Origin of the sequence: Amycolatopsis sp. NPDC001319, assembly GCF_042896185.1 — a bacterium.
Classification (GTDB): Bacteria; Actinomycetota; Actinomycetes; order Mycobacteriales; family Pseudonocardiaceae; genus Amycolatopsis.
In genome coordinates this window covers 867,073-888,230 of sequence record NZ_JBIAWY010000004.1, presented here as the reverse complement: position 1 = coordinate 888,230, position 21,158 = coordinate 867,073, and the positions used below count along the sequence as shown (strand labels likewise).

The 21,158-nt window shown below is 71.2% G+C and carries 23 protein-coding genes; 12 read left to right on the top strand and 11 right to left on the bottom strand.

What is annotated here, in order from left to right; all coding sequences use genetic code 11:
- Positions 1–101: 101 nt before the first annotated feature.
- The 4 genes from ACFY1H_RS19040 (at position 102) to ACFY1H_RS19025 (ending at position 4,730) form a co-directional block, all read left to right on the top strand.
- Positions 102–1,523: an amino acid permease gene (locus ACFY1H_RS19040; protein ID WP_366587235.1), complete on the top strand. Its 1,422-nt coding sequence runs from the start codon at positions 102–104 to the stop codon at positions 1,521–1,523.
- Positions 1,520–2,293, top strand: coding sequence for a carbon-nitrogen hydrolase family protein (locus tag ACFY1H_RS19035; protein ID WP_386947848.1), 774 nt, complete (start codon positions 1,520–1,522; stop codon positions 2,291–2,293). Before ACFY1H_RS19040 ends, ACFY1H_RS19035 begins: the two co-directional genes overlap by 4 nt.
- Positions 2,290–3,984, top strand: coding sequence for a flavin monoamine oxidase family protein (locus ACFY1H_RS19030; RefSeq protein ID WP_386947846.1), 1,695 nt, complete (start codon positions 2,290–2,292; stop codon positions 3,982–3,984). The genes ACFY1H_RS19035 and ACFY1H_RS19030 overlap by 4 nt, the downstream gene beginning before the upstream one ends.
- A gap of 113 nt (positions 3,985–4,097) precedes the next feature.
- Entirely contained in the window at positions 4,098–4,730 is a 633-nt protein-coding gene (locus tag ACFY1H_RS19025) for a TetR/AcrR family transcriptional regulator (protein ID WP_366587228.1), read from the top strand.
- 178 nt (positions 4,731–4,908) lie between these two features.
- On the opposite strand, the gene ACFY1H_RS19020 is transcribed toward ACFY1H_RS19025, so the two are convergent.
- A complete protein-coding gene (locus tag ACFY1H_RS19020; protein WP_366587226.1) occupies positions 4,909–5,637 on the bottom strand; it encodes a TetR family transcriptional regulator in 729 nt (242 codons plus the stop codon).
- A gap of 67 nt (positions 5,638–5,704) precedes the next feature.
- Here ACFY1H_RS19020 and ACFY1H_RS19015 point away from each other — a divergent pair, with 67 nt between their 5' ends.
- From ACFY1H_RS19015 to ACFY1H_RS19005, 3 genes are all read left to right on the top strand, one after another.
- The gene (locus ACFY1H_RS19015) at positions 5,705–6,589 is read left to right on the top strand and encodes an alpha/beta fold hydrolase (protein WP_386947843.1); all 885 of its coding nucleotides are present in this window, start codon (positions 5,705–5,707) and stop codon (positions 6,587–6,589) included.
- Between the two features lie 170 nt (positions 6,590–6,759).
- On the top strand, positions 6,760–7,188 hold the full coding sequence (locus tag ACFY1H_RS19010) for a hypothetical protein (protein WP_386947841.1): 429 nt from the start codon (positions 6,760–6,762) through the stop codon (positions 7,186–7,188).
- 203 nt (positions 7,189–7,391) lie between these two features.
- Positions 7,392–7,577 (top strand): DUF5302 domain-containing protein, encoded by a 186-nt coding sequence (locus tag ACFY1H_RS19005; RefSeq protein WP_285973648.1) that lies wholly within the window; start codon positions 7,392–7,394, stop codon positions 7,575–7,577.
- 70 nt (positions 7,578–7,647) lie between these two features.
- Here ACFY1H_RS19005 and ACFY1H_RS19000 read toward each other — a convergent pair whose 3' ends face one another.
- Positions 7,648–8,073, bottom strand: a complete 426-nt coding sequence (locus tag ACFY1H_RS19000) for a MarR family transcriptional regulator (RefSeq protein WP_366587219.1) — start codon at positions 8,071–8,073, stop codon at positions 7,648–7,650.
- Between the two features lie 57 nt (positions 8,074–8,130).
- On the opposite strand from ACFY1H_RS19000, the gene ACFY1H_RS18995 reads away from it, so the two are divergent.
- Positions 8,131–8,658, top strand: coding sequence for a DUF6790 family protein (locus ACFY1H_RS18995; RefSeq protein ID WP_386947839.1), 528 nt, complete (start codon positions 8,131–8,133; stop codon positions 8,656–8,658).
- Positions 8,659–8,724: 66 nt separating this feature from the next.
- On the opposite strand, the gene ACFY1H_RS18990 is transcribed toward ACFY1H_RS18995, so the two are convergent.
- The 4 genes from ACFY1H_RS18990 to ACFY1H_RS18975 all read right to left on the bottom strand — a co-directional run bounded on the left by ACFY1H_RS18990 (position 8,725) and on the right by ACFY1H_RS18975 (position 12,759).
- On the bottom strand, positions 8,725–9,798 hold the full coding sequence (locus ACFY1H_RS18990; RefSeq protein ID WP_366587215.1) for a Glu/Leu/Phe/Val dehydrogenase dimerization domain-containing protein: 1,074 nt from the start codon (positions 9,796–9,798) through the stop codon (positions 8,725–8,727).
- Positions 9,799–9,935: 137 nt separating this feature from the next.
- Positions 9,936–11,129 carry a kynureninase gene (locus tag ACFY1H_RS18985; RefSeq protein ID WP_386947837.1) on the bottom strand — a complete coding sequence of 398 codons (1,194 nt, stop codon included), beginning with the start codon at positions 11,127–11,129 and terminating at the stop codon, positions 9,936–9,938.
- A complete protein-coding gene (locus ACFY1H_RS18980) occupies positions 11,126–11,917 on the bottom strand; it encodes a tryptophan 2,3-dioxygenase family protein (RefSeq protein WP_366587209.1) in 792 nt (263 codons plus the stop codon). Before ACFY1H_RS18980 ends, ACFY1H_RS18985 begins: the two co-directional genes overlap by 4 nt.
- On the bottom strand, positions 11,914–12,759 hold the full coding sequence (locus tag ACFY1H_RS18975; RefSeq protein WP_386947835.1) for a PaaX family transcriptional regulator C-terminal domain-containing protein: 846 nt from the start codon (positions 12,757–12,759) through the stop codon (positions 11,914–11,916). Before ACFY1H_RS18975 ends, ACFY1H_RS18980 begins: the two co-directional genes overlap by 4 nt.
- A 68-nt stretch (positions 12,760–12,827) precedes the next feature.
- Between ACFY1H_RS18975 and ACFY1H_RS18970 the strand changes: the two genes are divergently transcribed.
- The gene (locus tag ACFY1H_RS18970) at positions 12,828–13,520 is read left to right on the top strand and encodes an SDR family NAD(P)-dependent oxidoreductase (RefSeq protein ID WP_386947834.1); all 693 of its coding nucleotides are present in this window, start codon (positions 12,828–12,830) and stop codon (positions 13,518–13,520) included.
- Positions 13,517–14,344 (top strand): enoyl-CoA hydratase family protein, encoded by an 828-nt coding sequence (locus tag ACFY1H_RS18965; protein WP_386947832.1) that lies wholly within the window; start codon positions 13,517–13,519, stop codon positions 14,342–14,344. Before ACFY1H_RS18970 ends, ACFY1H_RS18965 begins: the two co-directional genes overlap by 4 nt.
- Before the next feature lie 60 nt (positions 14,345–14,404).
- Here the strand turns inward: ACFY1H_RS18965 and ACFY1H_RS18960 are convergent, their stop codons facing one another.
- The 4 genes from ACFY1H_RS18960 to ACFY1H_RS18945 are packed head-to-tail and all read right to left on the bottom strand — an operon-like array spanning position 14,405 to position 17,561.
- Positions 14,405–15,160 carry a 2-keto-4-pentenoate hydratase gene (locus tag ACFY1H_RS18960; protein ID WP_386947830.1) on the bottom strand — a complete coding sequence of 252 codons (756 nt, stop codon included), beginning with the start codon at positions 15,158–15,160 and terminating at the stop codon, positions 14,405–14,407.
- Between the two features lie 42 nt (positions 15,161–15,202).
- Positions 15,203–16,120, bottom strand: a complete 918-nt coding sequence (locus ACFY1H_RS18955) for an SMP-30/gluconolactonase/LRE family protein (RefSeq protein ID WP_386947828.1) — start codon at positions 16,118–16,120, stop codon at positions 15,203–15,205.
- 10 nt (positions 16,121–16,130) lie between these two features.
- Entirely contained in the window at positions 16,131–16,787 is a 657-nt protein-coding gene (locus ACFY1H_RS18950; RefSeq protein ID WP_366587197.1) for a histidine phosphatase family protein, read from the bottom strand.
- 21 nt (positions 16,788–16,808) lie between these two features.
- On the bottom strand, positions 16,809–17,561 hold the full coding sequence (locus ACFY1H_RS18945) for an SDR family oxidoreductase (protein WP_386947826.1): 753 nt from the start codon (positions 17,559–17,561) through the stop codon (positions 16,809–16,811).
- 429 nt (positions 17,562–17,990) lie between these two features.
- On the opposite strand from ACFY1H_RS18945, the gene ACFY1H_RS18940 reads away from it, so the two are divergent.
- Together ACFY1H_RS18940 and ACFY1H_RS18935 are read left to right on the top strand one after the other, a co-directional pair.
- On the top strand, positions 17,991–18,914 hold the full coding sequence (locus ACFY1H_RS18940; RefSeq protein WP_366587193.1) for a hypothetical protein: 924 nt from the start codon (positions 17,991–17,993) through the stop codon (positions 18,912–18,914).
- An 85-nt stretch (positions 18,915–18,999) separates the two neighbouring features.
- Positions 19,000–19,266: a hypothetical protein gene (locus tag ACFY1H_RS18935; protein WP_366587191.1), complete on the top strand. Its 267-nt coding sequence runs from the start codon at positions 19,000–19,002 to the stop codon at positions 19,264–19,266.
- A 170-nt stretch (positions 19,267–19,436) separates the two neighbouring features.
- Here ACFY1H_RS18935 and ACFY1H_RS18930 read toward each other — a convergent pair whose 3' ends face one another.
- Positions 19,437–21,074 (bottom strand): acyl-CoA synthetase, encoded by a 1,638-nt coding sequence (locus tag ACFY1H_RS18930; protein ID WP_386947823.1) that lies wholly within the window; start codon positions 21,072–21,074, stop codon positions 19,437–19,439.
- Between the last annotated feature and the right edge of the window lie 84 nt (positions 21,075–21,158).

The following is a 21,158-nucleotide window of genomic DNA, read 5'->3' as shown; positions in this document are numbered from 1 at the left end:
ATCCGAACGCGCAACGTTTTCCAGTTTTCGGGGCACACTTCGCTCGATACCGTGGCTCGCGCCCGATCTTCATCGCAGCCTCGACGACGAGGAGTAGCCAGGTGACGTCCACCCCGACCCGCGTACGGCTCGGCACGGCGCTGGGGCGCCGCAAACCGGTCGCGGACCTGGTGGCCGAAGCCGGCCACGGGCCGTTGAAACGCTCGCTCGGCCTGGGCCAGCTCACGATGCTGTCGATCGGCGCGACGCTGGGCAGCGGCATCTTCGTGGTGCTCGGCGAGGCCGTGCCGGTGGCCGGACCCGCCGTGGTGCTCTCGTTCGTGCTCGCCGGGGTCACGGCGCTGTTCTCCGCGCTGTCCTACGCCGAGCTCGCCGGCATGATCCCGCTGTCGGGCTCGTCGTACTCCTACGCGTACGCCACGCTCGGCGAGCTGGTGGCGTGGGTCTGCGGCTGGTGCCTGATCCTGGAGTACGGCGTGTCCGTGGCGTCGGTGGCCGTCGGCTGGGGCCAGTACGTCAACGAGCTGCTGCAGCTGGCGTTCGGGTTCGCGCTGCCGGAGTCGATCAGCGGCCCGCCCGGCGACGGCGGGCTGGTGAACATGCCCGCGATCGTCGTCGTGCTGCTGGCGATGGTGCTGCTGCTCTCGGGCGCGAAGGAGAGCGCGCGGGCCAACGCGATCATGGTCGGGGTGAAGATCGCGACGCTGGTCCTGTTCTGCGCCATCGCGTTCACCGCGGTGCAGGCCAAGAACTTCACGCCGTTCCTGCCGATGGGCCTCGCGGGCATGAGCGCGGGCGGCGCGAAGTTGTTCTTCTCCTACATCGGGTTCGACGCCGCGTCGACCGCCGGCGAGGAGGCCCGCAACCCGCAGCGCGACCTGCCGCGCGCGATCCTGCTCTCGCTCGGCATCGTGACGGTGCTCTACTGCCTGGTGGCCGTCGCGGCGGTCGGCGCCTTGCCGTGGCAGCAGTTCGACGACCAGCAGGCGGCCCTGTCCCACGTGCTGACCTCGGTGCTGGACAGCCCGTTCTGGGCCGGTATCCTCGCCGTCGGCGCCATCGTGGCGATCTCCAGCGTGGTGCTGACCGTCCTCTACGGACAGACGCGCATCCTGTTCGCCATGTCGCGCGACGGGCTCGTGCCCCAGGCACTGTCCACAGTGCACCCGAGGACCGGCGTGCCGCGCACGAACACCCTGGTGGTGTCGGCGTTCGTCGCCGTGCTCGCCGCGTTCGTGCCGCTGGGCAAGCTCGCCGACGCGACCAGCATCGGCACGCTCTTCGCGTTCGGCCTGGTCAACATCGCCGTGCTCGTGCTGCGCCGGCGCCGCCCGGACGACGCGCGCACGTTCCGCGTGCCGTTCTCCCCCGTCACGCCGATCCTCGGTGTGCTCTGCTGCGCGTACATGATGTTCAGCCTCGACGGCGCCACGTGGGTCGTGTTCGGCGGGTGGATGCTGCTCGGGCTGGTGCTGTACTTCGGGTACGGCATCCGGCGTTCGCGGCTGGCGGCGGCGAAATGATCGTCGCCGTCCACCAGGGGCCGTACGAGGAACTGCCGGCCGCACTAGCCGCCGCGGCCGAAGGCGGGGCCGCGCTCGTGGTCACCGCGGAGATGATCACCACGGGGTACGCGATCGGCGCCGCCGCGGTCGCCGAGCGCGCCGAGCCCGCCGACGGACCGCTGGCGCAGGAGCTGGGCATGCTCGCTCGTGCGCATGGTGTGGCACTGGTCTACGGCTACCCCGAACGCGACGGCGACGCCGTGTACAACTCCGCGCAACTGCTGTCGGCGCAAGGGAACCGGCTCGCGAACTACCGCAAGACGCACCTCTACGGCGAGATCGACCACAGCCAGTTCTCCCCGGGCGCGGACCTGGTGGTGCAGGCGGACCTCGGCGGGCTGCGCGTGGGCCTGCTCATCTGCTACGACGTGGAGTTTCCCGAGCCGGTACGTGCGCACGCCCTCGCCGGCACCCAGTTGCTGCTCGTGCCGACCGCCTTGATGCGGCCGTACGAGCGGGTCGCCGACGCGCTCGTCCCCATCCGGGCGCACGAAAGCCAGCTGTATGTCGTGTACGCGAACCGCTGTGACACCGAGGGCGAGCTGACCTACTGCGGCCACTCGACCGTCGCCTCCCCCGACGAGACCGTGGCGAAAGCCGGCGAAGAACCCGAGCTGCTCTTCGCCGATGTCGACCCGGCCGTGCTCGCGCGTCCGGAGAACACTTACCTGGCCGACCGCCGGCCCGCGTTGTACCGATCCCTGACCGAAGAAGGACCCCAGGCATGACCTCCGCCGTCCCGACCGCGATCCCCACGGACGAGCCGGCCGGGCGCCCGATCACCATGTTCGGCCCCGACTTCCCGTTCGCCTACGACGACTACCTCACCCACCCCGCCGGCCTCGGGACCGTGCCGGCCGAGCACCACGGCACCGAGGTCGCGGTGATCGGCGGCGGGCTGTCGGGCGTCGTCACGGCCTACGAGCTCATGAAGCTCGGGCTGCGGCCGGTCGTGTACGAGATCGCCGAGCTGGGCGGACGCCTGCGCACGCACCGCTTCCCCGGCCTGCCCGACGACGTCGTCGCCGAGATGGGGGCCATGCGCTTCCCACCGGCGTCGACCGCGTTGTTCCACTACATCGACAAGGTGGGGCTGCGGACCTCGCCGTTCCCGAACCCGCTCGCGCCCGCGACGCCGAGCACCGTCGTGGACCTCAAGGGGCAGAGCCATTACGCGCGCACGCAGGACGACCTGCCGCCCGTGTTCGGCGAAGTCGCGAAGGCGTGGCAGCGCACGCTCGACGAGCACGCGTCCTTCGCCGAGATGCAGACCGCGATCCGCGACCGCGACGCGAAAACCGTGAAGCGGATCTGGAACGAGCTCGTGCCCCGCCTCGACAACCAGACCTTCTACGGGTTCCTGTGCGACTCGCCCGCGTTCGCGTCGTTCCGCCACCGCGAGATCTTCGGCCAGGTCGGCTTCGGCACGGGCGGCTGGGACACCGATTTCCCCAACTCGATCCTGGAGATCCTGCGCGTCGTCTACACCGGCGCCGACGACGAGCACCGCAGCATCACCGGCGGCAGCAGGCAGCTGCCCGTGCGGTTGTGGGACCACGCACCGGAAACGCTCGCGCACTGGCCCGCCGGCACCAGTCTCGCAGCGCTGCACGAGGGCGGCCGGCCGCGCCCCGGTGTCACGCGGCTGCACCGCACGGCGCCGAACAACGTGACCGTCACCGACGCGTCCGGGCACATCCGCACCTTCCGCGCCGCGGTGTTCACCGCGCAGAGCTGGATGCTGCTGTCCAAGATCGAATGCGACGAGGCGCTGTTCCCGATCGACCACTGGACGGCCATCGAGCGCACGCACTACATGGAGTCCTCGAAGGTCTTCGTGCCCGTGGACCGGCCATTCTGGCTCGACCGCGACCCCGTGACCGGGCGCGACACGATGAGCATGACGCTGACCGACCGGATGCCTCGCGGCACCTACCTGCTCGGCGACGACCCGGACAAACCCGCCGTGATCTGCCTTTCCTACACGTGGGCCGACGATTCGCTGAAGTGGCTGCCGCTGAGCGTGTCCGAACGCGTGGAGGTGATGCTGCAGTCGCTGCGCGAGATCTACCCCGGCGTCGACGTGCGCAAGCACCTCGTGGGCGACCCGGTGACCGTGTCGTGGGAGGCCGAACCGCACTTCATGGGTGCGTTCAAGGCGAACCTGCCCGGCCACTACCGCTACCAGCACCGCCTGTTCACGCACTTCAAGCAGGACAACCTGCCCGAGCGGTACCGCGGGCTGTTCCTCGCCGGAGACGACGTCTCGTGGACCGCGGGCTGGGCCGAGGGCGCGGTGCAGACGGCGCTCAACGCGGTGTGGGGCGTGCAGCACCACTTCGGCGGCGAGTCGGCGCCGGCCAACCCCGGCCCCGGTGACCTGTTCGACGACCTGGCCCCGATCGAGCTGCCCGACTGACCCCGCGGCCCGTCAACCCGTACCCGGCGGTAGCCAACCGATGGTGTCGCCCGGGCGCGACACCGCCGGAGATCGGTCGGCCCCACTGAACCGATCATGCGAAAATATTACTCATGAATACGGAGCCGGCGCCGAAGTGGCGGAGACTGGAACCGGACGAGCGCAGAGAGCAGATCTACGCCTGCGCGGCGCGCCTGTTCGGCGAACGGCCCTACTCGGCGGTGTCCACTTCGGACATCGCCGCGGCCGCCGGGGTCGCGCGGGGGTTGATCAACCACTACTTCGGCACGAAACGCGAGCTGTACCTGGAAATCGTGCGGCGCGCGCTGACCGTGCCGCGGCTCGCGATCGAGATCCTGCCCGAGGGCCCGCTCGAGCTGCGCGCCGACGCCGCCATCGACTGGTTCCTCGACATGGTGCGCGCGCAGGAGAAGACGTGGCTCGCCGCGATCGCCCCGGAGGGCATCGGGCGCGACGCGGAGGTCGACCGCATCCTCGAACAGGCCGACCGCGAGTCGGCCGACCGCGTGCTGGAGGCCGTCGGGCTCTCGCGCGACAGCGAGCACGGCGAGGAGCTGAACGCGGCCGTGCGGGCGTTCGCCGGCATGGTGAAGGCGGCCGGACGCGAGTGGCTCGTGCGGGGCTCGCTGAGCCGCGACCAGGTGCACACGCTGCTGAGCAAATCGCTCGTCACGCTCATCGGTGAGGTGTTCCCGCTGATCCAGGGCGAAGTCCCCGGGGAATGACGGAACCCCCGGCACCACGAGGGGGGAGGAAAGTGCCGGGGGCCCCGGCCGGAAGCCTCACGACCCCCGGCTGCTTTCCACGTTACCCCTGGTCGACGTGGGTTCGGTGTCAGTTTCCCCTGGATTCCACCGGGGTGGTCACACGTTCGGCCCACGCCGGAAGGCTGCCGCCACCCGATCAGGCGCGTGGCTCGGCCTCGAGCTCGGCCAGGCGGTGCGCCAGCCCGTCCACGCAACGGCGCACCGCGTAGTCGTACAGGCGGGCGCACCAGCCGGCCGCCAGCTCCGGGTCGGCCAGCAGCTCCCGCATCGCCCGGCCCTGCGCGGCCATGCCGGGCAGATCGGCGCGGTCGTGGTAGGTCGCGTACTCCTCGGTGTTGTCCAGGCTCAACGCGAGCGTGCTGTCGCGGTCGTCCTCCATCGCGACGAACTGGCAGGCCGTGGCGACGAGCAGGTTGTAGGCGAGCACGCTCTCGTCGCCGAAGCCCGCGGCGAGCAGCACGCTGACCCCGCGGTCGATGGTGCGGATCGCGGCCGACACCGACGGCCCGAACAGCACCAGCCGCCGCGCGGTGCCCGGGTGGGCCCGCAGCACCGTGCGCAGCTCGGCCAGCAACTCGGCGAACCAGTCCTGCCACGGCAGGTTTTCGTCGGGCAGGCTCAGCAGGCCGACGACGCGGTCGAGCACCGCGGCCACGACCGCGTCCCGGTCGCCGACGTGGTGGTAGATCACCGCCGGGTAGGCGTCCACGGCCGCCGCGAGCTGGCGCAGCGTCCAGTTGTCGAGGCCGCGCTCGGCGGTCAGCGCGACCGCCGCGTCGATCACCTTCTCGGCGGTGACGGCCGGCAGTCCCGCCGCCGCGCGCGAGCGAGGGCGGTTCCCGGCCCGCGAGGACGAAGACGGCATGCGATGTACCGTATCCGGACAACGACGGCCCGTGCCAGGATTCGGGGATCTAGGGCAGGATCAGGGCATGCCCCGTGCCCTGGCCAACGGCCTCGAACTCGAGTACGACACTTTCGGCGACGCCGCGAACCCGCCGCTGGTGCTCGTGATGGGCCTCGGTGCCCAGATGGTGACCTGGGAGACCGGGTTCTGCGAGCTGATCGCGAGCCACGGTTTCTTCGTCGTCCGCTTCGACAACCGCGACATCGGCCTGTCGGCCTACCTCGACGACCTCGGCGCGCCCGACCTGGCGGGGATCGCGGCCGGGCAGGCCTCGGCGCCGTACCTGCTCTCGGACCTCGCCGACGACACCGTCGGCCTGTTCGACGCGCTCGGTTTCGCGACGGCCCACGTGGTGGGCGCGTCGATGGGCGGGATGGTCGTGCAGCAGCTCGCCATCGACCACCCGGACCGGCTGCTGAGCCTCACCTCGATCATGTCCACGACCGGCGACCCGACCGTCGGGCAGACCTCGCCCGCCGCGCTGGCCACGTTGACGCGACCACCCGCGGCGACGCGCGAAGAAGCCATCGAGCAGAGCATCGCGTCGTACCGCACCACCGGCTCGCCGGGTTACCCCGCGACCGACGAGTACCTGCGGTTCAAGGCGGCCCGGGGCTACGACCGCGCGCAGCACCCGATGGGCACGCTGCGCCAGGCCGCCGCCATCGTCGCTTCGGGCGACCGCACGGAAGCGCTGCGCTCGCTGCGCCTGCCGACGGTGGTCGTGCACGGCGACTCGGACCCGATGATCGACCTCAGCGGCGGCAAGGCCACCGCGGCCGCGATCCCCGACGCCGAGCTCGTGGTCCTCCCCGGCATGGGCCACGACCTGCCCGAACCGCTGTGGCCGGAGATCGTGGGCGCGATCGTGCGCGCCGCGAGCCGCAGTCGCCGATCCGGCCAAAAGTAGGCCGGCCCCCCGCGCGGTACGCAACCGTTGCCACGAAGGCATTCGGCCGTGACTGTGGTCGGATCGGCAACGTTCGGCACAGTTAAGGAGATGTCAAGAAGACGGCGCGGGCTGTAGGGAAAGCGTCCGCGCCTCTCGTGCGGTGCGGGCGGGCGCGCTGAGCTGGACCCATGCGCATCACCGGTGGTTTCGGGTTCCCGCTCGGTTGCGCGGCCGTGGTGGCCGCCGCGATCGGGGCGGACGTCGCGGGGGCGACCGCGCACCCGCTCTACGCGCTGGTGCCGCTGGCGCTCGTCGTGGTCGCCGCCGCTGCGGCCACGACCCCGGCCGCGGCGGCGGGGATCGCCGTCGTGGCCTGGGCCGTCGACTCCGGCTTCGTCCTCGGCCGCGAAGGCCAGATCGTCTTCGACACCGCGAGCGGCCGCGCCGCCCTCGTGCTCGGCGCGGTGCTCGTCGCAGGCTTGCTGTCTCGGCTCGTGGTGACAGCGGCGGGCCGCGCCCGCCGCCGCGTTCACCCGCGGCCGCACCGGTTCGTGGCGTCCGTCCCCTCGCCGCGATCCGCCGGACAGCGGCGAGCCGATCACGCAGCCTCCGCTTGATCGGCTCGGCCGGTACCCCGTCCGGAGCGGCCAACCCGTCGTCGTTGGCCGTTCCCGGACGGGGTACCGGCGCGTCCGGCGCTGGTCGGGCGTGGTTGGCTGTGCGGGTGTGACCGGGTCCCGGTGTGTCGAAATCGACTCGCGCCGGGCACCCGGCGGTGCCAGGCTGGGACGGTCACACGTCGTCACCTTCGGAGGTAAGCATGAGTGATCCGCAACCGTCGCCCAGCGGCGAGGAGGACGACGTCAAGCGCAAGTTCCGCGAGGCGCTGGAGCGCAAGCAGGCCCACGCCCGCTCGGGCTCCGCCCACGAAACCGGCGGCGGCAAGAACCAGCACGCCCACGGGCCCGCCGCGAACAAGCGCACGTTCCGCCGCAAGAGCGGCTGAGCGTCACCCCACCGACGAAGGCCCTCTCACCGCGGTGAGGGGGCCTTTTTCCTGCCTTTCGCAGCTCGGGTCACGGGTCTCGGGGTTCCAGGAGCCGGGCCAGCCTCGCGGTGTCGCGCAGGTACTGCTCGTACGGGAAGCCGGCTTCGAGCAGGGCGGCGCGCAGCTCGTCGTAGAGCGGTTTCCCGTTGTCGTGGAAGGCTTTCGCGCCGACCTCGGTGATCGTCACGAGCCGGCGCCGGGCGTGTTCGGGATCCTGGCGGACCTGCACGAGGCCGGCGGTCTCCAGCGGGCGCAACGCGCGGCTGATCGCCGGATCGGACACCGACAGCGCCTGCGCCAGCTGGTGCTGGGTCACCGGCTGGATGTCCTCTAGCGTGCCCAGCAGCCGCATCTGGCTGTAGCTCAGGCCCCCGGCACCGTCGGCCCGTCGGCGCGCGGCCTCCCCCATCAGGAACACCACGCGGTGCAGCAAGTCAGCGAGATCGTCGTCCACGGGACCAGTCTACCTTGAGTCTTGCGAGGTTAATATTAACCATGCAACACTCAAGCCATGACCACCACCGCTTACCTCGCCCAGTCAGCCGTTCCCCTGCTCTTCGTCGTGGTGCCGGCCATCGGCGCCTTCGTCCGCACGTGGCACAGCCCCTCACGCCGAGCCGCGCTGGAGACCTGGCAACGGTGGTGGGCCATCGGCGCCCTCGGCTGCAGCAGCCTCTGGATGACGCTGGCGTTCCTCGGCGCCCCGGACGTGATGTCCACGGCGATCGGCTTCACCCGGACCCCGTTCGAGTTCGAAATCGCCTTCGCCAATCTCGGGCTGGCGGTCATGGGGTTCCGCGCCGCGTCGGCGTCGGCGTCGACCCGGGAACGCATCACGATCGGCATCGGCGCCGGGATGTTCCTCTGGGGCGCGGCCGTCGGTCACCTCTACCAGTGGTTCGCCAACGGCGACCACGCACCGGGCAACACGGGCGGCGTGGTGATCACCGATCTGCTCATCCCGGCGGTGATGATCATCCTGGCGCGCCGCGCGCAGCGACTGTCCACATCGGAGCAGACGACGCCGGCCCTCGTCTGAAACCCTTCCTGAACAAAGAAAAGCGGGCGCACGGTAACTCCCGTGCGCCCGCCGTCGGGCAAGAAGTCAGACTGTCAGGATCGACCGCAGCCGGCCGACGTCGGCCATGCGGCGTTCGGCGAGCCGGTCGGCCGCCGTGGCGGGCGGGACGCCGTCGGCCTTGGCCAGGGCGTACACGGCCTTCGTGGTGTCGAAGATGGCCGTGGTCTTGCGCTGGGCGCGGGCGAAGTCGAAGCCGTGGCGCTCGTCGTCGACCTGGATGACGCCGCCGGCGTTGACCAGGTAATCGGGGGCGAAGAGGATGCCGCGGTCGTCGAGGAGCTTGTCGACGCCCGGGTGGGCGAGCTGGTTGTTCGCGGCGCCGCAGACGATGCGGGCCTGCAGAGCGGCCACCGTCTCGTCGGTCAGCACGCCACCGAGGGCGCACGGAGCGAAGACGTCGAGGTCCGTGCCGATCAGGGTGTCCACATCGGACACCACCTCGACGCCGGGGTACGCGGCGCGCGTGCGCTCGACGGCGAGCGGCGAAACGTCGGTGATCACGACCTGCGCGCCCGCCTCCACGAGGTGGCCCACCAGGATGTGGCCGACCTTGCCGACGCCGGCGACGCCGACGCGACGGCCGGCCAGCTCGGGCACGCCCCACACGTGGTCGGCCGAAGCGCGCATGCCCTGGTAGACGCCGTACGCGGTAAGCACCGAGGAGTCGCCCGCACCACCGTCTTCGGGCGAGCGGCCGGTGACGAACTTCGTCTCGCGGGCCACCACGTCCATGTCGTGCACGTAGGTGCCCACGTCGCAGGCCGTGATGTAACGGCCGCCGAGGGACTGCACGAAGCGGCCGTAGGCACGCAGCAGCGCTTCGGACTTCATCGTGGCCGGGTCGCCGAGGATCACAGCCTTGCCGCCGCCGAGGTCGAGCCCGGCCAGCGCGTTCTTGTACGCCATCCCCTTGGAGAGCGCGAGCACGTCGTCGAGCGCGTCGTCCTCGGTGGCGTAGGGGTAGAAGCGGGTGCCGCCGAGCGCGGGGCCCAGTGCGGTGGAGTAGATGCCGATGATGGCCTTGAGGCCGCTCGCCTCGTCGTGGCAGTACACGACTTGCTCATGGCCGCTGTGCCGGCCGAACACTCCTTCGGTCACGGTGGTGACTCCCTTGTCTGACCGCTCGCGGTTCGTGGCCGCGCGCTCCGGAAGGTGGTGTGCCGGATGGAGGTCGTCCACCCCGCACACCGCCAACCTAGAGCCATCCGCGCGAACCGACCACCGCAGGTCGTCGATCAGCCGGCGACGACCTTCCCAAGCGTCGCCATCGCCGCTTCCAGCTGGCTGTCGGACAGGTAGGGAGCGGGGCCGAACCGCAGGTAGGAGCCCCGGCTGTCGGTGCGGACGCCGTGCTCGGCCAGCGCGTGCTGCAGCTCGCCGGCCGACGGGCTGCGCAGCGACAGGAACCCGCCGATCATGCCGAGCGGCGTCTCCCGATCCCTCGACACCACGTCGGCGGGCAGGCCGAGGTCGTCGAAGCACTGCGCGAGCAGGCCGACCTGGTGCTGCGACACCGTGCGCAGGAACTCCGGCGTCAGGCCGTGCTCGGCGAAGAACCGCTGCACGCGCACCCCGCGGTAGTGGCTCGACGGGTCGTAGGTCGCGCCGGCGAAGCGGTCGCCGCCGGTGGCGTAGGCGACGCGGTCCGGGCGCTGCCGGTCGGCGAGCGCGCCGAACTCCGCGTACCAGCCGGTGACGACCGGGCGCAGTTCCTGCGCGTGGGCGGGCAGGCGCAGGAAGCAGTTGCCCTCGCCGAGCTGGAGGTACTTGTAGCCGCCGCCGACCACCCAGGCGTTGGTGAGCCCCAGGTCGTGCAGGGAGAACGGCACCACGCCCAGCGCGTGGTAGGCGTCCACGACCAGCTCTACGTTGCCGTCGCGGCAGACGTCGGCCAGGTGCGCGAGCCCGGGCACGAGCCGCGAGGTCTCGAACAGCACGGCGGACACGAGCACCGCGGCGGTGGTGCTGTCGACCTCGGCGGCCACGCGTTCGGCCAGCGTCGGCACGGGGTCGACGGGCACGCGCACGACCTCGACGCCCTCTTCCTCCAGCCGCGCGAGCTGGCGGCGCAGGGTGTGGAACTCGCCGTCGGTGGTCACCAGGCGCGGCCGGGCGCGCAGCTCGATCGCCGAGAGGAACCGGATCACGAGCTCGTGGGTGTTCTGCCCGAGCGCGTACTCGCCGTGCGGGTCGGACAGCAGCGCGCGGAAGCCGGCGCGCAGCTCGGCGGCCTTGGCGAACGCGGCCGCCCACTTCTCGTCGACGTCGCGGGCCGCGTCGGCGAACGCCTCCAGTAAGCCTTTCTCCGCGACGTCGGGCCAGGCCTGGTGCGAATGCGCCGAGAGCAGCAGCCGGTCGGCCACGCGGAAGCGCGAGTAGTGCGGCGCGAGCGCGTTGTCGTCCGCGCGCAGGGAGTCCAGCGTCGTCACAGCTTGCTCCGCACGGCCCACAGGTCCGGGAACATCGGCTGGAAGAGAGTGCTGCGCAGGTACTTCGCGCCCGACGACCCGCCCGTCCCGGTCTTGTCGCCGATGGTCCGCTCGACCATCTTCACGTGCCGGTAGCGCCACTCCTGCATCCCTTCGTCGAGGTCGACGAGACACTCCGCGACCACCGAGGGGCCGCCGTCGTCCTGGTAGACCTTCAGCAGTACCGCCTGCAGTTCCGCCGACGGTGCCACCGGCCGGGTGACATCCCGATCACCGTCCACGGCATAACCGCTGTTCGCGAGGTACTTGAGGAACGAGTCGAACAGGGACGGCCGGGCCATCGCGGCGGCGATCCGGGCGCGCTGCTCGCCGCCTTCGGGGTAGTGCGCGAACACGCGCTCGTCGCGGCGGCCGAGCACCGCCTCCAGTTCGCGGAACTGCGCGGACTGGAAGCCACTCGACTGGTCGAGGCGCGCGCGGAAGCTCGTGAACTGGCTGGGCGTCATGGTCTCCAGCACGTCGAGCTGCGCGACGATCACCTTCAGCACGGTGAGGATGCGCCGCAGCGTGCGGATCGCGTGCGCGGTGTTGCCGGCTTCGAGGTTGGCCTGCAGGAACTCCGCCTCGTGCAGGATCTGCTTGAACCACAGCTCGTACACCTGGTGGATCACGATGAACAGCAGTTCGTCGTGCTCGTCGGAACGCGGGCGCTGGGCCTGCAGCACCTCGTCGAGCGCGAGGTACGACGTGTAGCTCAGCGCAGCCTGCGTGTCGTCGGTCTGGGTCATGGGGTCCTCACCTCGTCGAAATCACCGGTCCGCACGGCACGGTCGAAGTGCCGCTGCGCCGCGGGCGCGAGCGCGGCGTACAGGTCGTGGAAGAGCTCGACGGCCGCCGCGCGCCGGCCGGGCGCGGGGATCAGCTCGCCGGGCAGCTCGGGGTCGAGCGACGGGAACACGCGGAACTCGTGCACCAGTCTCGTCCGCACCGTAAACGCTTGCGCGTCGGACAGCTCGTCCGGGCCGCGCGGGGTGCCGCCGAACTCGGTCACGAAGGCGTCGTACCGGGCGGACAGCTCGTCGAGGTCCCAGGCGCGCCCGGCGAACCGGCGGACGTCCAGCGCCGCCGACGGCGTGCCCAGCATCAGGCCGGCGTGCTCGGTCACGCCCAGCTCGGCGAGCAGGCCGAGCACCTCGGCCTCGCGGTCGTGCGGGGCGATCCACGTGCCGTCCTGCACCGGGCCGAAGCCGAGGAACCGCAGGCGCCGCACGAGCGTCTCGCGGGCCTGGCGGCGGGTCTCGGGGATGTTCTGCCACAGCACTGTCCACGCGCCGGCGGGCCGGTCGCGGCGGCCGAGACTGAAGATGCGCCGGTCGCCGTCGGCCAGGACCGCGACCGTGCGGCTCGTGAGCGAGTAGTGCACCAGCCGGCCTTCGCGGTGGCGCGCCAGCAGGTCGCGGTTGACCAGCCGGGTGAGCGCGATGCGGGCGGCGCCGTCGGAGAACCCCAGTTCGGTGAGCAGCGACACGAGGCCGCCCGACCACACGCGCCGGCTTTCGCGCGGCTGCACGTAGCTGCCGAGGAGGGTGATCACCAGCTCCTGCGGTCCGGTGGGCGATGGCTCGGGCACGCCATGACTCTATACACCTCAGCCCGCTGCGGTGTAGCTTTCGAACGAGCAGGTTGTCAGGAGGCTGGATGAAACGGCTGGTGGTCGTCACCGGCGGCACTCGCGGCATCGGCGCGGCGATCGCGGAACACTTCACCGCGGCGGGTGACACGGTGCACGCGCCCGGCAGACGCGAGTGCGACGTGACCGACGAGCAGGCCGTGCGCTCGTACTTCGCCGAGCTCGGCCCGATCGACGTGCTCGTGAACAACGCCGGGATCTCGTCGAGCGCCCCCACTGCCAAGACGTCGCTGGAGGACTGGCGCGGGCAGTTCGAGGTCAACGCAACCGGCGCGTTCCTGTGCACCCGCGAGGTGCTGCCCGGCATGCGCTCGCGTGACCGCGGCCGGATCGTCACGGTGGCCTCGACGGCCGGCCACGTCGGGTACCGCTACACCACGGGGTACACGGCCTCGAAGCACGCCGCCGTGGGGCTGATGCGCGCGGTCGCCGCGGAGCTCACCGGCACCGGGGTGACGGCCAACGCGGTGTGCCCGGCGTTCGTGCGCACGGACATGACGGCCGACTCGGTCGCCCGCATCCGCGAACGCACCGGCCGCGACGAAGCCGACGCCGAGGCGGCGCTGGCGGCCGCTTCGCCGTTGGGGCGGTTGCTCGAACCGTCGGAGGTCGCGTTCGCGGTGGCGTTCTTCGCCGCGGAGGAAGCGGCGGCGATCAATGGACAGACTCTCGTACTCGATGGTGGAGGAATTCAGAAATGAGCCCGTTCCGTGCGACGGCCCCGATCACCAAGTCGTGGGACCACTTCGAGTTCACCGTGGCCGACGGCGTGGCGACGCTGACGTTCAACCGGCCGGAGAAGCTGAACGCGCTGACGTTCGACGTGTATGCGGATCTGCGGAATCTGGTTTTGGAACTGCCGCATCGCGGGGATGTGAAGGTGCTCGTGATCACCGGACAGGGGCGCGGGTTCTGCTCGGGTGGGGATGTCGAGGAGATCATCGGCGAGCTGCAGAAGATGGAGACCGCCGAGCTGCTCGAGTTCACGCGGATGACGGGGGCGGTGGTGAAGGCGTTGCGGGAGACGCCGATTCCGGTGATCGCCGCGGTCAACGGGGTGGCGGCGGGCGCGGGGTCGGTGATCGCGTTGGCTTCCGATTTCCGGGTGCTGGCCAAGTCGGCGAAGTTCGCGTTCCTGTTCACGAAGGTCGGGTTGGCCGGGGCGGACATGGGTTCGGCCTATCTGCTGCCGCGGCTGGTGGGGCTCGGGCGGGCCACGGAGTTGCTGATGTTGGGTGACAAGCTGGAGTCGGCGCGGGCTGAGGCGATCGGGTTGGCGACGTCGGTGGTGGAGGATGCCGAGCTGGCGTCGACCGCGGCGGCGCTCGCGCGACGGCTTGCCGATGGGCCGGCGTTGGCCTATTCGACGACGAAGGTGCTGCTGACGCGGGAATTGGACATGGATCTGGGGTCGTCGATCGAGCTCGAGGCGATGACGCAGGCGTTGCTGATGACGGCCCACGACCACAAGGAGTTCTATGCCGCGTGGTCGGCGGGGCGCAGTCCACAGTGGACCGGCCGGTAACACCTCACGACGAGGCCCCGGCACGCGAGGTGCCGGGGACTCGGTTCGTCCCGGGGCCGGCTACTGCGTCGCCAGAGTCAGGCTGCCCAGCCCCGTCACCTCGGCGAACAGGGTGTCCCCGCCCGTGAACGGCGTCGGCGCGCACAGCGTGCCCGTCAGGACCACGGCCCCTGCCGGAAGCGACTCGCCCGTCTCCGCGAGGTGGTTCGCGAGCCACGCCACCGCGGCGGCCGGGTCGCCGTTCATCACCGCCGCGGCGGAGCCGGGGATGACCTGGTCCCCGATTTTGAGCGTGCACTTGAGGCCCGAAAGGTCGTGCGGCACCGGCGCCTGGGGGCCGAGGAAGACGTAGGCGGCGTTGGTGTTGTCGGCGGCGAGCATGGGCAACGTCGTCGGGCCGCCGGACCAGCGGGAGTCGACGATTTCGAAGGCGGGGGCGATCGCGGTGGTCGCGGCGAGGACGGCTTCGGGGGTGGTGCCGGGGCCGGAGAGGGGGCTTCCGAGGAGGAAGGCGACTTCGACTTCGGCGCGCGGGGCGAACATGGCGGCGGTCGGCAACGGTTGCCCGGCTTGCAGCACCGTGGAAGCCAGGACGTGGCCGAAGGCGGGTTCGGTGGCGCCGTAGGTGGCGCGGGCCGGGTCGGACGTGAGCCCGACCTTGTAGCCCGCGAGGCGGTCACCGGCGGCCAGGGCCAGGTCCCGGGTCACGCGGGAGACGCGGTAGGCGTGCGCGAGGTCGGCCACGGGTGCGGGAGCGACGGCGGGGCCGCCGTGGGTGGCCTTGAGCAGGCGCCGGGCCAGGTCGTCGTCCGTCACCGTGTGCTCCTCAGGGGGTCCGGGATGGGCCCGGACATCTGATCACACCGCGGTGTGTGCGATGGCATTGCCCTCCAGCGAGCCGAACCAGAGGCGGCCGGCGTGTTCGCGGACGCCGACGAGCATGTGGAAGCCCGGGATCTCGCCCCACCGCTCGTGCTCCACGGCGCCGTCGGCGGCGATGCCGAGCACGCCGACCTGACGTTTCGGGGTGGGCTGGAGGGCAGCCGGCAGCGAGCGCACGGCGGCGCGCAACGAGGCGGGCAGGCGGCGGACGGCGTCCAGCGCAGGCACTCGCACGGAGGCCTGCGTGACCCAGATCAGGCCGTCGCTGCCGGTGGCGATGTTGTCGGGGAAGCCGGGCAGATCGTCCACGAGGGTGTCGCGCTGGCCTTGGCGCGTGCCGTGGAGCCAGAAGCGCGTGACGCGGAACTCGCCGGTTTCGGCGACGGCCACGAAGGACTCGTCCGGCGGCAGGGCGACGCCGTTGGCGAACTGGAGGCCGTCGGCGATCAGGTCGATGGTGCCGTCCGGGGCGCGGCGCAGGAGGCGCCCGCCGGCGGTCTGCTCGATGAGGTCGTCGCGCCAGCGGTCGATGCCGAAGCGGCGCGAGGAGTCGGTGAAGTAGATCGTGCCGTCGGTGGCGACGGCGGCGTTGTTGCAGAACACCAGGGGGAGGCCGGCGGCGGAGGTCGCGAGGACGCGCACCGCTCCCCCGGTCAGCGGCATCGTGAGCAGGCCGGCGCGGGCGTCGCAGATCAGGAGGTCCTCGCCGTGGAGCTCCAGGCCCAGCGGACGGCCGCCGGTGTCGCCGAGGACGTCGATGCGGCGGCCGTCGGGGGTCACGCGCAGGATCCGGCCGTCGTCGACGCCGGTGTAGACCCGGCCCTCGGCGTCGACCACCACGTCTTCGGGTGCGTGCCCGTTGACCGGGACCACCGTGACGTCACCGAAATCCATCACGAACCTCCTACCGGTAGGTGAGCAGCCGCGCCGCCTCCGCTTCGAAGTGCGGGTGTTCGTTGAACGTCAGCAGGTTCACGCCGCCGCGGCCCGAGGTGAGCTTGGTGATGCCGGTGTTCACGGTGACGCGGTTGAACTTCAGCAGGCCGACCTCGGGCACACCCAGGATCGCGCCCGCGATCGTGCCGATCACGCCGCCGGAGGTGAACACGAGCGCGTGCTCGCCCTTGCCGAGCGACGCGATGAGGTCGGTCAGCCCGGCCGTGCAGCGTTCCAGGAACGCCGGCCACGTCTCGGCGCACGGCCCATCGGCGCCGGCCGCCACCCACGCGCCGAGCGCGGCGTCGAGCACGCCCTGGTACTCGCGGGAATCCTCCTGCGGCGCGCCGCCGGCGTGGTGGCGCGAAATGTCCACGTGGTCGTATTCGTTCCAGCGCGGGTCCTCGATCACGGCCACGTCGGAGCCGAGCGTCTTCAGCGCCGTCGCCGCCGTGTCGCGCTGGCGGGCCAGCGAACCGGAGCGCACCTGCGCGAACTCGACGCCGCGGCGCGCGAGCTCACGACCGACCACAGTGGACTGTTCGAAGCCGCGCTCGGACAGCGCGTCGTAGTCGGCCGCGCCGAACGAGGCCTGACCGTGGCGGACGAGGTAGATCGCACCCAACGCACTTGCTCCTTTGGCTCGTCAGGAAAACTTGGCCAGCAGGCCGGCGGGCAGCACGCGCATGACCGCACTGAGCGGCACCCACGGCCACGAAGGAACGTACGCCATTTTCGGCTCCGCCTCGATCGCCTTGGCCATCGCGCGGGCCCCCGCTTCGGCGCCGGTCAGCAACGGCGTGCTGCCGCTGCGCGCGGACATCTCGGACGCGATGTAGCCGGGGCGGATCTCGGTGACGCTGATGTCCGTGCGGCGCAGCTCGACGCGCGTACCCGCCACGAACGCGGAAATCCCGGCCTTCGACGCGGCGTACGCGGTGAGGTTCCTGGGCAGGCCCCGGATCGCGCTGAACGACGAGACCACGGCCAGGTGCCCTTCGCGCTGCTCGCGGAAGATGCCGACGGCGGCTTCGATCTGGGCGGCCGCCGCGACGAAGTTGGTCTCCAGCGTCTGGCGGTTGGCGTCGAAGCGGCCCTTGCCGACGGGCTGGCCCTTGCCGAGCCCGGCGTTCACGATCACGCGGTCGAGCGAGCCGAGCTCACCGCGGAACTCCTCGAAGACGGTGAACACGCGATCGTGGTCGTTCACGTCGAGCGGGCGGGTGACGACCGTGATCCCGGGGTAGGCGGCCTTGAGCTCGGCCGCGAGCTCGTCGAGGCGGTCGGTGCGCCGCGCGCAGAGGGCGAGGTTGCGCCCACGGGCCGCGAACTGGCGCGCCATGCCTTCGCCGAGCCCCGAGCTGGCGCCGGTGATCAGGATGTTCTTCCGCAGGACCATGAGCCGGATCCTACCGGTTGGTAACCACCGTGCCCCGGCCCTTGACCGGTGGCCCGGCGCTGGGGGCATCGCCGGGCCACCGGTACCGGGTACGGCCGCCGGCCGTGCACGGGGCGCGGACCGCGGGCCGGGGCCGAAGTAACTCCGCCGCGACCGGGATCGCCGGTGCGGGGCTCGATGGCCATACAAACGCGGCCCCGCAGGTCAGGGCAATGGTTCACAGTTGCCAGTACTAGCCCGTTCGCCCCAGTGGTGACGCGGAGTGCCTGGTCGGCTGCTGATACGGTCTGCGTGTCGGTTCGGACACTGTGGGTTTTCGGACACTCTGGGTTCTCGGGCGCTGGGTCCGGACACCCGATCGGCGGACCACGGGTTTCGGACCCGGGTTTTCACCACGAACCGGTGCGGTGCGAGACCACGGGCGGGGGCATGGCTGGTGGAACTGCGGACGAGTCCGGGGCCGACGGCGCCCGGACCGCGTTCGCGAGCGCGCTGCGCGCGGCGATCACCGCCAGCGGCCTGTCGCTCGACCGGATCCAGGCCCGGCTGCGGGCCCGCGGCGCGGCCGTCAGCGTCACGGCGCTGAGCTACTGGCAGTCGGGCAAACGCCAGCCCGAACGCGCGAGTTCGCTGTCGGCGGTGCGCGTGCTGGAGGAGATCCTCGACGTGCCGGCCGGCTCGTTGCTCGGCCTGCTGCCCCCGCCGCGCCCACGCGGCGCCACCCGCCGCGACCGCGTCGGCGAGGAGCCGCTGACGTTCACCCGCGAGACGCTGCAGCCGCTGCTGGACCGCGTCGGCGCGCCCAACATGCTCGACCAGCAGCAGCACCTCAAGCTCGTCGGCCTCCACGACCGCTGCGAGATCGCCGCCGACGGCGGCCAGCAGGCCGTCACGTCCCGCGCCGTCTTCCAGGCCGGCGCCGACGGCCTCGACCGCTGGCTGCTCGTCTACGCGCAGGACGACGCCGCGTCCGTGCCGCAGGTCCACGCCGTGCGCAACTGCCGCGTCGGCCGCTTCGAGGCGGACGCCTCCCACGGCATCCTGGTGGCGGAACTGCTCTTCGACCGCCCACTCGACCGCGGCGAGACACACCTGATCGAGTACTCCCTCACCAACGCGGGCCCGCCCTACCCCCAATGCCGCGCCACGCACTACCGCGAATTCCGCCGCCCCGTCCGCGAATACCTGCTGGAAATCCGCTTCGCCCCGGAAGCCGAACCCGCACGCTGCTGGCAATACTCCCGCGGCGACTCGGCCCCCACCCGCCGCCGCCTCCGCCTCGACTCGGCGGGCGGCGTGCACGCCGTGGCCCTCGACTTCGGGCCGGGCATCTTCGGCATCGGGTGGGAGTGAGTCAGCGGGCCCGGTGGCAAAACCTCAACGAAGAAGGAACGGTCGTCACCGCGTGGGCGCGTTCCCGAGCCGGCTGGAGGCATGAGTGAACACCGTCATCGACACCCTCCCTGACGAGTTCCGAACCGTCATCACCAGCTTGCTCGGAGAACGAAACCCCGATCTGCTGCATGCCCTTCAGACGCGGGAAAAGCCGACCGTAGATCAGCAAGAGCTGGTCATCGAGGTCTTGTCCGACGCCTTCACGGAGCACCTGGGACCAGGCCAGGAGCCCACCGCGCGAGGAGCACTGATCGACAACGCGCTGGGCGCCTTCCTGACAAAGTGGCCCACCGAAGACCTCGCCGAGTGAGCGGGCCGGACAAGTCAGGTTCGGGGTTCGCGTGCGCTCAACTCGGACTCGGGCCACGCCGCCCGATTTCCCGGTACACACCAAGGAGAGCGATCCGCCGAAGTCTCGCAGGTGAGATCGCCGCCGGCCGTGCCTGTCCGGTTCGGCAGCTTCCGGCCACGCGCACCGAGTCAGCTCAGCTTGGAGCGCAGCACCTTCCCCGTCGCATTGCGTGGCAGCTCGGCCAGGAACTCGACGTCGCGGGGGACCTTGTAGCGGGCGAGGTTCGACTTCACGTAGTCGCGCACGCCGTCGGCGTCCAGGGTGGAGTTCTCGCTGCGCACCACGAACGCCTTGAGGCGCTGGCCGAACTGCTCGTCGACGACGCCGATCACGGCGGCCTCGATCACGTCGTCGCGTTCGACCAGGAGGTTTTCGACCTCGACGGGGAACACGTTCTCGCCGCCGGAGACGATCATCTCGTCGTCGCGGCCGTCGATGAAGAGGAGGCCGTCGTCGTCGAAGTGGCCGACGTCGCCGCTGGAGAGGAGGCCGTCGATGATCTCCTTGTGGCGCCCGTCGGTGTAGCCGCCGAAGCTGAGGCCGCTGCCGACGAAGACGCGGCCCGTCACGTTCGGCTCGGAGATCTGGCGGCCGTGCTCGTCGTACAGCGCGACGCGGCAACCCACGGGCGCGCGCCCGACGGTGCCCGGCGCCTTGCGCCAGTCCTCCGGCGTGGCGACGGTCGCGACGGCGACTTCCGTTGAGCCGTAAAGGTTGTGCACGACGTCGCCGAACTGCTCGTTGGCCCGGTTGCCCAGGTCCGGCGACAGCGCGGAGCCCGCGACGAAGATGATCCGCAGGCACGACGTGTCGTACCGCGAACGCACCGAAGCCGGCAGGTCGACGATGCGCTGCAGCATCGTCGGCACCAGCACGAGCGTGGTGCACCGGTGCTCGGCGACGCCCTTGAGTGTCTGCTCCGGGTCGAACTTGCGCCGCATCACCACCTTGCAGCCCAGCGCGAAGCTCAGGATGAACTGCGAAAGCCCCGTGCCGTGGAACAGCGGCGCGCCCATGTACGTGGCTTCGCCCGCGCGCAGCGGGATGCGGTCGAGGAACTGCGCGGACGCCAGCGGCGACGTGTGGGGCCGCGGCGCGCCCTTCGGCGTGCCGGTGGTGCCACTCGTGAGCAGCACGAACCCGCCGGGCTTGGCGGGCGCGGGCAGCGGGCGGTCGTCGGTGCTGGCGATGATCTCGTCGAGCACCGGCACGGAGTGGTCACCCGGCTCGTCGACCCACGCGAGGTAGCGCTCGACGTCACCGGAGATCGCGTCGAGCAGACCGGTGAACTCCTGGTCGTAGACGAGCGCGGTGACGCGTTCGCGCTGCGCGACGTCGGCCAGCTGCGGCTTGGCGAAGCCGGTGTTCATCAGCAGCAGGCGCGCGCCGAGCTTGCCGGCGGCGGCCATGGTGAGCACGAGGCCGCGGTGGTCGCGGCACAGCGCGGCGATCACGGTGCCCTCGCCGAGCCCGCGCTCGGACCAGGCCCTGGCCAGCGCGTTGGACCGGTCGTCGAGCTGCTTGAACGTGAGCGGGCCGAGCTCGTCGACGATCCCGACGGCCGCGGGGTCGCGGCGTGCGGCGATGTGGTTGGCGCCGGCGAACGGGCCGTACTTCCGGATGGCGACGACCGAGCGCACGCCCTCGTCGAGCCGCGGGAACGGCACGAGTCCCGCGCGGCGCATCACGTCGATGCTGCGCACGGTCTCGGCCACCTTGTCCGTGACCTGGCTGGCGAGGCCGAACACCCCGGCCGGGTTCCTCATCCGGGCACCTCCGTTGCTGCTGCGGGGGAAAGCCGCCCGTACCGCCGGTATGGGTGGCTACTCGACAGTAGACCAAGCCGGGCG